Origin of the sequence: Pseudokineococcus sp. 5B2Z-1 (assembly GCF_037482305.1) — a bacterium.
Taxonomy (GTDB): Bacteria; Actinomycetota; Actinomycetes; order Actinomycetales; family Quadrisphaeraceae; genus Pseudokineococcus.
On sequence record NZ_JBBHZG010000002.1, the window covers coordinates 262742 to 276280 of the forward strand.

Consider the following 13539-nt stretch of genomic DNA (forward strand, 5'->3'; position numbering starts at 1 on the left):
GGCGCGGTCCGGCGGGCCGGTGCAGGCGAGTGGCAGGGGCGGGCGGCGGCGCCCATGGTCGAGGGGTGACCCTCTCGACCCCGGGCGCCCCCGCCCTGCCCGACACCCGCACCGAGCACGCCGAGGTCCTCGTGGTCGGCGGTGGCAACGCCGGGATCTCCCTGGCGGCCCGCCTGCGGCGGGACGGGTGGCGTGACGTCGTCCTCGTCGAGCCCTCGCCCGTGCACCGCTACCGGCCGCTGCTCAACTACGTGGGGGCCGGCGAGGCCCGGATGCGCTCGCTCGAGAAGCCGATGGGCCGCGTCGTCCCGGACGGCGTCCGGTGGGTGAGGGACGCCGTCGCCTCGGTCGACCACGCGGCGAAGGTCGTGACGACCGGACGCGGCCGCCGCCTGCGGTACTCGACGCTCGTCGTGTGCCCCGGCACGCAGGAGGACTGGGAGGAGACCCCGGGCCTGCAGTCGGCGTACACGGCCGGCTGGGCCACCTCCACGTACGTGCCGAGCGCGGCCCCGCTCGTCTGGCCCGCGCTGAGCGGCGTGCGCTCCGGCACGGTGCTCTTCACCGTGCCGCCCGAGCCGGCGCCCTGCGCGGCCACCGCGCTCAAGCCCCTGCTCATGGCGTGCGACGCCTGGCGGCAGGCTGGCGTCCTCGACGACCTGGACGTCGTGCTGGCCCTCCCCGAGGAGCACGTCATCGGCGTTCCGACGGCCGACGCCCGGCTCGAGCGGGCCTTCGAGCGCTACGGCGTGCGGGTGCTGCGCCGGGCGCGTGTGGCGCGCGTCGACCCCGTGCTGCGGTCCGTCGAGCTGACGACGCCCGCAGGTCCGGTGCACCTCGACGACCTCGCGCACGCCCACGTCGTCCCCCACTACCGCGCGCCGCGCTGGGTCGCCGACGCCGGGCTCGCCACCGACGACCCCGGCCGGCTGGTGTCCGTCGACCCGGGCACCATGCGCTCCACCGTGTCCGACGACGTCTGGTCGCTCGGCGACGTGGCGTCCCTCGAGACGAGCTCGTCGGGCGGCGGGCTGCGCAAGCAGGTCGACGTCCTCGCGAAGAACCTCACAGCGGCGGCGAAGGGGCGGAAGCTCCACCGGTACGACGGCTTCACCGTCATGCCGGTGACGACGAGCCACCGGCGGCTCGTGCTCGTCGAGCGCGACCGCTCCGGGCCGCGCCCGCGTCACCTGCCGGTGCTGCACCGCTTCCGGCCGCGGCGCCTCACCTGGCTGTTCGACCGGTACGGGCTGCCGGTCCTCTACTGGCACCGCATCCTGCACGGGAAGGTCTGACGGGCGGGCGGCCGGCGGCGGGGTGACGATCCGCGCATGACCACGACCCCCGCTGACGCCACCCACCTCGCCCTCGCCGACGTCGCGGAGAGCGACGGGACCTCCGCCTGCGTCGTCAGGCGTCCAGCGGTGACGTGCTGACGTGCTGCCGGGGGGATCCGGCCCGGGTCGGCCGCGGCCGCGTACGAGCGCGACGGCGGCCGGTGCTCCTCGCCCGACACCTCGTGGGACGAGCACGCCGAGCCCCTGGCCGAGCGCGCGCCGTCCGTGAGCCAGGGCGACGTCGCGTCAGCAGCCGAGGGTGAAGGGCCCGACGAGAGAGATGGTCCACGACATCGTCGGCGTCGCCTGGCGCGGGACGCCGAGGACCGTGTAGTCGACGTCGAGGGGCTGGTCGGTCGACACGCTCCCCGCGTCGGGCACGTCGTGCGACCCGTGGTCGCACACGGCGTCGAGGCGACCGGTCACGCGGAAGCGCCACGAGAGGCCGGGCGGGACGACCACGCCGTCGCCGAGCGGGCGCCAGGCGTCGCTGCCGCCCAGCTCGTCGACGGGGACGGTCACCTGCGCGTCCGCCGTCACGTCGAGGCGCCCCCCGTCCACGAAGGGGCTCGAGACGCCGGTGACGCGGATCGGGACGGGCGAGTCGTTGCGGACGGACGCCGTCACGTCGAGCCAGCCGCCGCGCTGGACGTCCACCCTGTACTCGCTGCCGTAGATGTTCGAGACGTCCGCGACGGCGTCCGGGCGCAGGTCGACGTCGGCGTAGGGGTCCCCGGGGGCGGTGTCCAGGACGCGCACGCCCCACGAGTTCCCCTCGACCAGCCGGCTCGGCCCCACGACACCCGTCACGAGGCCCGCCGTCACCGTCGTCGCGGAGAGCCCGACGACGACGAGGCCCGTCCCGAGCCGTCGTCGCCGGCGCCGGCGGGGTCGGGCCGACGGACGTCCGGCGGTGGGTGGCGCAGGCGCCTGCACGTCGGTCATCGGGCCGTCCTCCTCGGGCTCCGGCGCGGCGCCGGAACGGGCACCGATCATCGGGCCCCGGCACCCCGGTCGTCAGTCGTCCGCGACCTCCTGACCCGGACGGGCGCGCCGTCCCGCCGCGCCCCCTCGTCCCTCGAGGCGCAGGGTGGGGACATGGCAGACACCCTCCCGACCCGCACGCTCGGCAGCGCCGCGAACGGCACCGAGCTGACCGTCTCCGCCCTCGGCCTCGGCTGCATGGGCATGAGCGCCTTCTACGGCGCCCTCGACGAGGACGAGTCGACGGCGACCATCCACGCGGCGCTCGACGCCGGCGTCACCCTCCTCGACACCGCCGACATGTACGGGCCCTTCACCAACGAGGAGCTCGTCGGCCGGGCCATCGCCTCGCGGCGCGACGAGGTCGTCCTCGCCACCAAGTTCGGCAACGAGGCCCTCCCCGAGGGCGGCTTCCGCGTCAACGGCCGACCCGAGTACGTGCGGTCGGCGTGCGACGCCAGCCTGCAGCGGCTCGGCGTCGACGTCATCGACCTCTACTACCAGCACCGCGTCGACACCTCCGTGCCCGTGGAGGACACGTGGGGCGCCATGGCCGAGCTCGTCCAGGCGGGCAAGGTGCGCCACCTCGGCATCAGCGAGGCGTCCCCCGAGAGCATCCGCCGCGCCCACGCGACGCACCCCGTCACCGCGCTGCAGACCGAGTGGTCGCTGTGGACCCGCGACGTCGAGGAGGACGGCGTCCTCGCGACGACGCGCGAGCTCGGCATCGGGTTCGTGCCCTACTCCCCGCTCGGCCGCGGCTTCCTCTCCGGCGCGATCCGCAGCACCGACGACCTGGCCGAGGACGACTTCCGCCGCGCCAACCCGCGCTTCCAGGGCGAGAACATGACGCGCAACCTCCAGCTCGTCGACGAGGTGCGGGCGCTCGCGGAGGCGAAGGGCGCGACGGCGGGCCAGGTCGCCCTCGCCTGGCTCCTGGCGAAGGGGCCGGACGTCGTCCCGATCCCGGGCACGAAGCGCCGCAGCTACCTCGTGGAGAACGTGGCCGCCGTCGACGTCGAGCTGACGCGCGAGGAGCTCGACCGGCTCGAGGCCGTGCTGCCCGTCGGCGCGAGCGCCGGCGACCGCTACCCGGACATGAGCACCGTCCGTCGCTGACGCAGCCCCGCGCAGGGGCGGGGCGGCGGTGGAGCGACGGCGCGCCTGAGGGCGCCGTGGCTCCACCGCTGCGCCCGTGGCGTCAGGCGGCGCGCATCCGCCGCAGCAGCCAGAGGAAGTACGGCGTGCCGACGAGCGACACGACGAGGCCCGCGGGCAGCTGCGCCGGGGCGAGGGCCGTGCGGCCGACGAGGTCGCCGACGACGACGAGCGCCGCGCCGAGGAGGACGGCCAGCGGCACGAGGACGTCGTGCCGCTTGCCCACGAGCAGGCGGGCCGCGTGCGGCGCCACCAGGCCGACGAAGGCGATGACGCCGACGCCCGCCGTCGCCGCCGCGGTGAGCACCACGGCCGTCCCGACGTGGAGGAGCCGGGCGCGCGGCAGGTCGACGCCGAGGACGTGCGGCGTCGTGTCGTCGAGCTGGAGCAGGTCGAGGTCGCGGTGGGTGCGCGCCCAGACGACGGCGCCGCCCGCGAGCGCGAGCGCCATGGGGACGAGCTGGCCGACGGTCGCGCCGTAGGTGGACCCGCCGAGCCAGGTGATCGCCGTGGTCTGGCTCCACGGGTCCGTCCTCAGGATGAGCAGCGTCGTCAGCGCGGCCGCGGCGGCGGCGGTCCCGATGCCGGCGAGCACGGTCCGCAGTTGACCGCCGCGGCCGGCGACGAGGAGGACGACGGCGGCGAGGGCCGCGCCGACGCCGGCGCCCGCGAGGACGAGGCCGTCGCTGCGCAGGGGCACCAGGGTGATGACGGCGACGGCGCCGAGGCCGGCGCTCGCCGAGACGCCGAGGATCCCCGGGTCGGCCAGGGGGTTGCGCGTGACCGCCTGCACCGCCGCGCCGGCGAGGGCGAGGCAGGCTCCGGCCAGCAGGGCCGCCCCGACGCGGGGGACCCGCGAGCCGAGGATGACCTCGACGCGGGGGGCGGCCACGCCGCGCAGCCAGTTCGCGACGTCGCCGAGGAGCACGAGGCTGTCGCCGAGCAGGACGCCCGCGACGACGACGGCGAGGAGCACCGCGCCCGCGGCGCCCAGCACGAGGCCCGGGTGCGCGCGGCCCCAGCGGGTCCCGGCCCGCAGGCCGGCCAGGCCCTCGCCGTCGCCGCCCCCCGGCAGCCGCTGCGCGAGCAGGACGAGGAAGGCGGCGCCGATGACGCTCGTCAGCACGCCGGTGGGCACCGTGACGCCCGACACCGGCCCGAAGGCGGCGCGCAGGACGACGTCGGCGCTGAGCACGAGGGCGACGCCCGCGCCGCCGCTCGCGGCCAGGAGCACGCGCTGGCGCCGCAGGACGCGCACGCGCCGGGCGAGCAGGCGCAGCAGCGCCGGGGCGCACAGGCCCACGAACCCGACCGGGCCCGCCACCGTGACCGCGCAGGCCGCGAGGACGACGGCGAGGACCACGGTCGCGCGCCGGGTGCTGCCGACGGGGACGCCGAGCGCGGAGGCCTGGTCCTCGCCCAGCTGGAGGAGGTCGAGGCGGCGCCCGAGGAGCAGCAGCAGCGCCGTCGCGACGACGAGGACCGGTGCGACCGCGGTGATCGCGCCCATGCCGTTCTGGGAGAGGGAGCCCGCGCCCCAGGCGTAGAGGCCCTGCGTCTCCCACGGGAAGAGCAGGAGGACCGCGGAGGTGACCGCGGCCAGGCCGAGGGCCAGCACGGAGCCGGCCAGGACGAGCCGGTCGGGCGACAGCGCGCCGCCCGACAGGCCGATGACGAGGGCCGCCGCCGCGAGGCCCCCGGCGGAGGCGGTGGCGAGGCCCGCGAGGGGGCCGCCGCCGAGGCCGAGCGCGGCCGCCGCCGTCATGGCGAGGTGGGCGCCCGCGGCGACTCCGGTGGTGTCGGGCGAGGCGAGCGGGTTGCGCGAGACCGACTGCATGGCAGCGCCCGACAGGCCGAGGGCCCCGCCGACGACGAGCGCCGCCGCCAGCCGCGGGAGCCGCGACTCGAGGAGGACGGCGGAGGCCTGGGGCAGGTCCTGGCCCGTGGCGGCGGCCAGCAGCGTGGCGACGTCGACCTCCGCCGTCCCCTGCGCCAGGTGCGCCGCGACGGCGACGACGAGCCACGCCCCGACGGCGAGCGCGACGAGCAGGGCGCCGCGCCGCGAGCCCGGCGGCCGCGGTGGCGCCACCGGGCCGCCGCCCGGCGCCGGCGGGACGGGCGCGCCCGACGACGACGGCCGTCGCGCGCCGCCGTCCGTCGCCGTCGGGGCCCCCACGGCGGCCTCAGCCCGCCTGGGCGGAGGTGAGGAGCTCGGTCATCTCGTCGCTGAAGGCGGCGAGGGAGGCGGGACCGCCGTAGACCCACACGCCGTCGGCAACGCCGGCGACGCGGCCCTCCTGGACGAACGGCAGGCTCTGCCACACGGCGTTGGAGGACAGCGACGTCTCCACCGGGTCCTCGCTCGCGCCGTTGGCCCACCAGGTGAACCAGGTGCCCTCGGGCAGGGCGGTGAGGCCCTCGACGTCGGTGCTCGAGATGGCGTACGCCTCGTCGCCGGCCTCGGTCCACGCCGGCTCGAGGCCCATCTCCGTCAGCACCGCCTGCGGCGCCGAGCCGGGGCCGTGCATGCGGACGGTCACGTTGGCGCCCTCCGCGTAAGGGGAGGTGAAGGTGACGGGCGTGCCCGCGAGCCCGGCGTCGGCGAGGACCTGCGCGTTGTCCTCGAGCGTGCTCTCCATCGCGGTCACGACCTCGTCCGCCGCCTCCTCGGCCCCGACCGCCGTCGCCAGGGTCCGCAGGTCCGCCGTGACCGAGCCGAGGGGGTCGGAGGCGTCAGCGCCGGCCTGGAGCAGGACGGGCGCGACCTGCTCCATCTGCTCGCGCACCGCGTCGGGCACGGACTCGGTGACGCCGGCGATGAGGTCCGGCTCGAGGTCGGCGATCTGCTCGACGCTGGGCTCGGTGCGCAGTCCGACGTCGGTGGGCTCGGAGGTCAGCGGGACCGCGGCGGCGACCCAGCTCTCGTAACCCTCGACGTCCGAGAGGCCGACGAGCTCGGTGCCGAGGCTCGAGAGCATCTCGGCCTGGGCCCACTCGAGCGCGACGACCCGGGTGGCCGGACCGTCCTCGAGCACGACGTCGGCGCCGGTGGCGTCCTGCACCGTGACCGCGCCGGCCGTCGAGGAGGTGCCGGGGTCGACGGCGTCGCTCGTCGTGCCGCAGGCGGCCAGGGCGGGCAGCAGGGCGAGGAGCGCGGCCGGCAGCAGGGCGGCGCGGCCGGGGTGGACGCCGCGGGGCGCGCCGGCGGAGGGGGAGGAGGGCATGGGGCACCGCATCTCTGGGTCGGCGACCGTGGTCGCGTTCGGGGAGGGCCGTCGACCGGCCCGGTGGGGGAAGGGCTGCTGGTCCGCTCAGACGGGGGCGGGGCGTCGGGCGCAGCCCCGGACGGGGCGCGTGCGCACCCGCAGGGCCCCGTCGACGGGGTCGCGGCCGACGCGGACGTCGATCTCGTAGACCGCCGAGAGGACGTCCTCGGTGAGGGCCTCCTCCGGCGTCCCGTCGGCGACGACGCGCCCGCGGGAGAGGACGAGGACGCGGTCGGCGACCTCGGCGGCGTGGTCGAGGTCGTGCAGCACGACCCCCACCGCGACGCCGTGCTCGTCCGCCAGGGAGCGGACGAGGTCGAGCACCTCCACCTGGTAGCGCAGGTCGAGGTGGTTGATGGGCTCGTCGAGCAGGAGCACGTCCGTCTCCTGCGCGAGCGCCGAGGCGAGCCACGCGCGCTGCAGCTGGCCGCCCGAGAGGGTCTCGAGGGCCTGCTCCGCCAGCTCCTCGAGGCCGGTGAGCGACAGCGCCCGCGCGACGGCGGTCGCGCCGCCGGCGTCGGTGCCCCGCCAGCCGCGGCGGTGCGGGTGGCGGCCGTAGCCGACGAGGTCCCGCACGGTGATGCCCGCGGGCGTCGGCCGCTGCTGCGCGAGCAGCCCGATGCGGCGGGCGAGGTCGCGGCCGCGGAGGACGGCGACGTCGGGCACGTCCGGCAGCGCCACCGCGCCCGCCCGCGGCACGACGAGGCGCGACATCGCCCGCAGGAGCGTCGACTTGCCCGACCCGTTGGGCCCCACGAGCGCGGTGACGCAGCCCCGCTCGAGGGAGGCGCTCACCCCGTCGACCGCGGTCGCGTCGCCGAAGCGCACCTCGACGTCCTCGGCGCGGAGCGCCCACTCGGCTGGCATGGAGGTGAGGCTACCCTCACCAGCACCGTGGGAATCAAGCCCCTCGCGGTGCTCGGGGCGCAGGGCGACCTGCGGAAAGGGCCGTCACGGGGGCGTCACCGCAGGTCAGGGCGCTGCCACGTCCTCCGGGACGCCGTTCTGCAGGTCGCTGTGCGCGCAACGGCCGTGGGCGACCGATGAGCTGCGGTGGCGGCGCGGGTCCACCCCGGCACCAGCGCCCGTGCCGGACGGGCGCGACGGCCGGGAGGTCCCCCCGTGGCAGCAGTCGTCTCGACCCTGTTCTCCGCCCTCGACGGTGTCGTGGAGGTCGACCCCGCCTGGCACTTCCCCTACTTCGACGACGCCATGGGGGCGGCGGTGAGCGAGGACTACGAGGACGTCGACGTCCTCGTCCTCGGGCGCGTGACGTACGAGAGCTTCGCCGGCGCCTGGCCCGACCGCGAGGCCGCCGGCGGGGAGGACGCCGACTTCGCCCGGCAGCTCGGCGACGTCCGCAAGGTCGTCGCGACGCGGGGCGCGCAGGACCTGGGGTGGCGGAACGCGGAGGCGGCGCCCGACGTCGTCGCTGCGGTGCGGGCCCTGCGGGAGGACGCGTCGGTGGGGAAGGTGCTCGTCGCGGGGTCCCCCACGGTGGTGCGCCAGCTCCTCGCCGCCGGGGTGCTCGACGAGCTGCGCCTGCTCGTGCACCCCGTGGCCGCCCGCCGCGGCGGGCGGCTCTTCGACGAGGGCGACGCGGTGCAGCCGCTGCGGCTGCTGGGCTCGCAGGCGTTGCCCACCGGCGTGCTGCGGCTCGTCTACGCACCGGCCGAGCTGCCCGCGGCGCAGGCGTACGAGGACGTCGCCGGGTCGGTGTGAGCCCGGGGAGCCGTCCACGAGCGTGACCGTGCACGGTCACGTCCGTGGACGGCTCCGTCGTCGGTGCTCGTGGACGGCTCCGCCGCCCGAGCTCCTGGACGGCTCCGCCGTGACGGCCCGGCGTCAGGCGCCGGCGGGTGCGGCGACGCCCAGCTGGGCGGCCAGCACGTCGCGCAGGCGCACCGGCTCGCGGCCGAGGAGCCTGGCGAGGGTCGGGTCGGTGACGGCGAAGTCGCCACGGCGGCCCGCGGTGAAGAAGGTGAGCGCGAGCGGCGCGTAGGCCTCCGGCGTGCCGCCCGCCACGAGCTCCGCGAGGAAGTCCTCGTCCGACACGGTGGTCCGCCGCAGCGGGCGGCCCGTCAGCTCCGCGACGACGTCGGCGACCTCGTCCATGTCGAGCAACTCGGAGCCCGTGAGCGGGGGTGTGGTGCCCGACAGGCGCTCCGGCGCGGTGAGGGCGACGGCGGCGGCGACGCCGAGGTCGTCCTGCGCCGTCCAGCAGACGGGGCCGCCCTCGGGCAGGCGCAGCTCCCCCGTCTCGACGCCGCGACCCAGCATGTGCAGCGCGCTGGTGGCGTGGAAGCCGTCGCGCAGGGCCGTGGACGCGACGCCGCTGCGCTCGAGGTCGCGCTCGGTCTCGGCGTGGCCGACGGCCGGCGCGAAGAGCGGCGCCGGGGTCGCTCCGGCGGCCATGTGCGAGGTGTAGACGACGCGCTCCGCGCCGGCGGCCACGGCGGCGTCGACGGCGGCGCGGTGGGGCTCGGCCCCCGCCGGGCCCGAGACGAGCAGGAGCTGCGTGGCGCCCTCGAAGGCGGCCGCCAGCGTCTCGGGCTCGGTGAAGTCCCCGCGGCGGACGCGGACGCCGCGGTCGGCGAGGTCCTGGGCCCGCTCAGGGTCGCGGACGCTGACGCCCACCTCGGAGGCGGGGACGCGATCGAGCAGGTGCTCGACGCTGGCGCGGCCGAGCTGGCCGGTGGCCCCGGTGACGATGATCACGGTGTTCTCCCTCTGATGCTTCCGTCGATAACGCCACGACCGTAAGCGTCGTTGTCCATCGTTAGCAAGCGCCAGTTATCATCGGAACCATGAGCCAGGGCGTCGGAGAGGTCCCAGCGGTCGCCGATCCCGGCCGAGGGCGCCTGCGCGGCGACGTCGTCCGCGCGACGCTCGACCTGCTCGCCGCGGGCGGTCGCGACGCCGTCTCGACCCGAGCGGTCGCGGCCGCCGCGGGGACGCAGGCGCCGACCATCTACCGCCTCTTCGGCGACAAGGCCGGGCTGCTCGCCGCCGTCGCCGAGCACGAGTACGCCACCTACCTCGCCGCGAAGCCGCCCGCGGGGGGCGGCGACCCGGTGGCCGAGCTCCGCAGGGGCTGGGACCTCCACGTCGGCTTCGGCCTCGCCAACCCCGCGCTCTTCTCGCTCATGTACGGAGACCCGGTCCCGGGGCGGCGGCCCGAGGCGGCGTCGCGGGCGCTCGGCGTGCTGCGCTCCCGGATGACGGCGATCGCCGCTGCGGGGCGCCTGCGCGTCGACGTGCAGCTCGCCGCCGACATGGTGCACGCGGCGGCCTGCGGCGTCGTCCTCACGCTCCTCGGGCTCGAGGAGGGGGAGCGCGACGCCGCCCTGTCGCGCAGCACGTTCGACGCCGTCATGGCCGCCGTCACGACCGACGCCGTCGAGCGCCCGGCGGCGGGGGCCGTGCCCGCGGCCAACGCCCTGCGCGCCGAGCTCCCGGGGCTCGACGAGCTCAGCCCGGCGGAGCGGGAGCTGCTGCGGGAGTGGTTGGACCGCGTCACGGGGCCGTCGCGCCCGTCACGGGGGGCGTGAGCGGTCGCCCCTGCAGCCGACGACGTCCACGAGCGTGACCGTGCACGGTCACGCTCGTGGACGTCCTCGCCGTGACGGCCGGTGGGCCGCCCGCAGGTCCGCGGCTCGCTGACGCCGCGGGGCGGCCGTAGCGTCGCGGCATGGGTGACACGACGATCATCAAGGTCGACAGCGCGCACTCCCCGCGCGGCGCCATGGGGCAGGTGCACCTCGCCAGCGGGGCGACGACGAGCATGCGGATGTGGCGCGAGCAGCCGCCCGGGGACCCGGAGCCCGAGGTGGCGCGCGAGTACGAGACGGTCGGCTACGTCATCGCCGGCCGCGCCGAGCTGCGCAGCGAGGGCCAGGTCGTGGTCCTCGAGGCGGGCGACTCGTGGGTCGTGCCGAAGGGCGCCGTGCACGCCTACGCGATCCTCGAGCCCTTCACCGCCGTCGAGGCCACCCACCCGCCCGCGCAGGTGCACGACCGGGACCAGCCGGCGGGCGCCTGAACCCGGCCGCCCGCGGCTCAGCCGTCGAGGCGCACCTCCTCGGCCGTGACCACGCGGGCCGTGCGCCCCGGCGCCGTCTGGTGCTGCCAGTAGAGGTTCGTGTGGGCGATGACGGCCGCCGGAGGCGGGGCGCCGTAGGCGCTGAGGTCCTCGGTGGTGTGGGCGTCGCCGACGAGCGTGACGTCGTAGCCGCGGGTGAGGGCGCCGTGGACGGTGGAGCGGATGCACGCGTCCGTCTGCGCGCCGGCGACGACGAGGTGCCCGGCGCCCACGCCGGCCAGCACGTGCTCGAGGTCGGTGCCCTCGAACGAGTCCCCGTGCTCCTTGTGGACGAGCGCCTCGTCGTCGCGCCGCAGGAGCTCGGGGACGAGCTGCCACCCCGGACTGCCGCTCACCAGCCCGGCGTCGGAGTGCTGCACCCACACGACGGGCACGTCCGCCGTGCGAGACCTCTCCACCAGGCGGGCGACGCGGCCCACCACGGCGTCGCGGTCGTGGGCGCCGGCGACGACGTCGACCTGCACGTCCACCACCAGCAGCGCCGTGCCCGTGCGGCCCTCGAGCGTGGTCATGGCCCCTCCCTCACCCGGCCCCGGCCGCCGTCGGCCGCGGTGCGGGGACGCTAGCGCCGACCACCGACAGCGGGGCCCCGGCGCGGCGCCCCTCGGCGGCGCCCCGCACGACCGTGCCAGCCGCTGCGCCGCCGCCAGGAGGATGCTCGCGGGCGTGACCTGGCTGCAGGACCTGGAGGAGCGGGCGCGCGCCGCGCTGCCCGCGCACGTGGCGGGCTACTACGCCGCCGGCGCCGGCGGCGGCGAGTGCCTCGCGGAGGAGCTGGCGGGCTGGGAGGCGCTGCGGTGGCGGCCGCGGGTGCTCACGGACACGAGCGCCGTCGACCTCTCGACGACCGTCCTCGGCACCTCGCTCCGCACCCCCGTCCTCGTCGCGCCCATGGCGCAGCAGGTGGCGGCCCACCCCGAGGGCGAGGCGGCCACGGGCCGCGCCGTCGCCGCAGCGGGCTCGCTGCTCGGCGTCTCGACGAACACGGCCGTGCCCTTCGACGCCGTCACGGCCACGGGGGCGCCGTGGTGGTACCAGGTCTACGTCATGCGCGACCGGGGCCTGACGCGCCTGCTCGTCGAGCGCGCCGCAGCGGCGGGGGCCCGCGCCCTGGTGCTCACGCTCGACACGACGGCGCTCGTCTCGTCCGTCCCCGGCGTCGAGCCCACCGAGTGGCCGCCCGGGCCGGCTCGCGAGCGGGCGACGGCGCTGACGGCCGAGGACCTCGCCGACCGCGAGGAGGGCGCCACGGGCACGGTGCGCGACGTCGACGCCGGGACCGTCGGCTGGCTCCGTGAGGTCTCGGGCCTCCCCGTCCTCGTCAAGGGCGTGCTGCGCGGCGACGACGCCGTGCGCTGCGTCGACGCCGGCGCGGCGGGCGTCGTCGTGTCCACCCACGGCGGGCGGCGGCTCGGCACGTCCGTGACAGCGCTGCGCGCGCTCCCCGAGGTGGTCGCCGCGGTGGGGGACCGCGCAGAGGTCCTCGTCGACAGCGGCCTGCGCTCCGGGGGCCACGTGGCGGCGGCCCTGGCGCTGGGCGCCCGTGCCGCCTTCGTCGGGCGCCCGGCGATGTGGGGCCTGGCGGCCGACGGGGAGGCGGGCGTCACCGAGGTCCTCCGGCGCCTCACCGACGAGCTGGCCCTCGTGCTGCAGCAGGTCGGAGCTCCGCGCGCCGCCGACCTCACCCCGGACCTGCTCGACCTCCCCGGGGGCCCGCTGCCCTGAGGCGGCGGGCCCCCGGGAGCGGGCTCAGCCCGCCAGCGGGCGCAGGCCCTCGACGAGCGGGGTGCTGGGGCGGCCCGCGAGGCGCGCGAGGTCGCCCGTCGTGACGTCGAGCGCCCCGGCCGCGATGTTCTGGTCGAGCGCGACGACGAAGCCCGCCGTCTGCTCGTCGAGCCCGGCGCTGCGCAGGGCGGCGCCCTGCTGCTCGGGCGAGAGGCGCTGGTAGGTGACCTCCCGCCCGAGGACCTCGCCCATCGCGGCGGCCAGCTCGTCGTAGGTCCAGGCGACGTCGCCGCCGAGCTCGTACGTGCGCCCCGCGTGTGCCGCCGGGTCGAGGAGGACGGCGGCCGTCGCGGCGGCGTAGTCGCGGCGGCAGGCGCTCGCGACCCGGCCGTCGCCGGCGCCCGCGGCGAGCACGCCGGTCTCACGGGCGCGCTCGAGGTCCGCGCCGTAGTTCTCCGTGTACCAGTCGTTCCGCAGCACCGTGACCGGCACGTCGGCGGCCCGGAGCAGCTCCTCGGTCTCGGCGTGGTCGGGCGCCAGCACGAGCGGGGTGTCGTCGGCCCGCGTCGCCGACGTGTAGACGACGTGCGCGGCGCCCGCGCGCACCGCCGCGTCGACCACGGCGCGGTGCTGCTCCACCCGCGCGCCGGGGGAGGAGCCCGAGACGAGGAGGAGGACGTCGCCGCGCCCGATGACGCCGTCGAGCGTCGTCGGGTCGTCGTGGTCGACCTGCGCGGTGCGGACGCCGCGCGCGGCGAGGTCCTCGAGCCGGTCCGTGCGGCGTCCCGTCGCGAGCACCTGGTCGGCGGCGGCGCCGCGCTCCAGGAGCTCCTCGACGACGAGGCGGCCCAGCTGGCCGGTGGCCCCGGTGACGACGATCGACATGGCAGGTGCTCCGTCCCCGCGCCGACCGTCGGCGCGCGAGGTGTGTGAACGCTTGAGCAGTGCGGCTGCTTCCCGACCCGCC

General features: G+C 77.3%; 13 protein-coding genes. 6 read left to right on the plus strand and 7 right to left on the minus strand.

Annotation, left to right across the window (positions count from 1 at the left end; genetic code table 11):
- The first annotated feature begins 65 nt into the window (after nt 1-65).
- Nucleotides 66-1295 (plus strand): FAD/NAD(P)-binding oxidoreductase, encoded by a 1230-nt coding sequence (locus tag WDV85_RS05420; RefSeq protein ID WP_339569665.1) that lies wholly within the window; start codon nt 66-68, stop codon nt 1293-1295.
- A gap of 288 nt (nt 1296-1583) precedes the next feature.
- On the opposite strand, the gene WDV85_RS05425 is transcribed toward WDV85_RS05420, so the two are convergent.
- The gene (locus WDV85_RS05425) at nt 1584-2282 is read right to left on the minus strand and encodes a hypothetical protein (protein ID WP_339569666.1); all 699 of its coding nucleotides are present in this window, start codon (nt 2280-2282) and stop codon (nt 1584-1586) included.
- A gap of 153 nt (nt 2283-2435) precedes the next feature.
- On the opposite strand from WDV85_RS05425, the gene WDV85_RS05430 reads away from it, so the two are divergent.
- Nucleotides 2436-3440 (plus strand): aldo/keto reductase, encoded by a 1005-nt coding sequence (locus WDV85_RS05430; protein ID WP_339569667.1) that lies wholly within the window; start codon nt 2436-2438, stop codon nt 3438-3440.
- A gap of 82 nt (nt 3441-3522) precedes the next feature.
- On the opposite strand, the gene WDV85_RS05435 is transcribed toward WDV85_RS05430, so the two are convergent.
- The 3 genes from WDV85_RS05435 to WDV85_RS05445 form a co-directional block, all read right to left on the minus strand.
- Complete coding sequence (locus WDV85_RS05435; protein WP_339569668.1) at nt 3523-5655, minus strand: iron ABC transporter permease; 2133 nt, start codon at nt 5653-5655, stop codon at nt 3523-3525.
- A 7-nt stretch (nt 5656-5662) separates the two neighbouring features.
- Nucleotides 5663-6703: an iron-siderophore ABC transporter substrate-binding protein gene (locus WDV85_RS05440; protein WP_339569669.1), complete on the minus strand. Its 1041-nt coding sequence runs from the start codon at nt 6701-6703 to the stop codon at nt 5663-5665.
- A gap of 87 nt (nt 6704-6790) precedes the next feature.
- Nucleotides 6791-7612: an ABC transporter ATP-binding protein gene (locus WDV85_RS05445; protein WP_339569670.1), complete on the minus strand. Its 822-nt coding sequence runs from the start codon at nt 7610-7612 to the stop codon at nt 6791-6793.
- Between the two features lie 255 nt (nt 7613-7867).
- Here WDV85_RS05445 and WDV85_RS05450 point away from each other — a divergent pair, with 255 nt between their 5' ends.
- A complete protein-coding gene (locus WDV85_RS05450; RefSeq protein WP_339569671.1) occupies nt 7868-8467 on the plus strand; it encodes a dihydrofolate reductase family protein in 600 nt (199 codons plus the stop codon).
- Nucleotides 8468-8590: 123 nt separating this feature from the next.
- On the opposite strand, the gene WDV85_RS05455 is transcribed toward WDV85_RS05450, so the two are convergent.
- Entirely contained in the window at nt 8591-9463 is an 873-nt protein-coding gene (locus WDV85_RS05455) for an NmrA family NAD(P)-binding protein (RefSeq protein ID WP_339569672.1), read from the minus strand.
- An 89-nt stretch (nt 9464-9552) separates the two neighbouring features.
- Between WDV85_RS05455 and WDV85_RS05460 the strand changes: the two genes are divergently transcribed.
- Both WDV85_RS05460 and WDV85_RS05465 read left to right on the plus strand, forming a co-directional pair.
- Nucleotides 9553-10296, plus strand: coding sequence for a TetR/AcrR family transcriptional regulator (locus tag WDV85_RS05460; RefSeq protein WP_339569673.1), 744 nt, complete (start codon nt 9553-9555; stop codon nt 10294-10296).
- Nucleotides 10297-10436: 140 nt separating this feature from the next.
- Nucleotides 10437-10787, plus strand: coding sequence for a cupin domain-containing protein (locus WDV85_RS05465; protein ID WP_339569674.1), 351 nt, complete (start codon nt 10437-10439; stop codon nt 10785-10787).
- A 17-nt stretch (nt 10788-10804) separates the two neighbouring features.
- Here the strand turns inward: WDV85_RS05465 and WDV85_RS05470 are convergent, their stop codons facing one another.
- The gene (locus WDV85_RS05470) at nt 10805-11359 is read right to left on the minus strand and encodes an isochorismatase family protein (protein WP_339569675.1); all 555 of its coding nucleotides are present in this window, start codon (nt 11357-11359) and stop codon (nt 10805-10807) included.
- A 154-nt stretch (nt 11360-11513) separates the two neighbouring features.
- Between WDV85_RS05470 and WDV85_RS05475 the strand changes: the two genes are divergently transcribed.
- Nucleotides 11514-12572, plus strand: coding sequence for an alpha-hydroxy acid oxidase (locus tag WDV85_RS05475; RefSeq protein ID WP_339569676.1), 1059 nt, complete (start codon nt 11514-11516; stop codon nt 12570-12572).
- 24 nt (nt 12573-12596) lie between these two features.
- Here the strand turns inward: WDV85_RS05475 and WDV85_RS05480 are convergent, their stop codons facing one another.
- Entirely contained in the window at nt 12597-13457 is an 861-nt protein-coding gene (locus WDV85_RS05480; protein ID WP_339569677.1) for an SDR family oxidoreductase, read from the minus strand.
- Nucleotides 13458-13539: the final 82 nt, after the last annotated feature.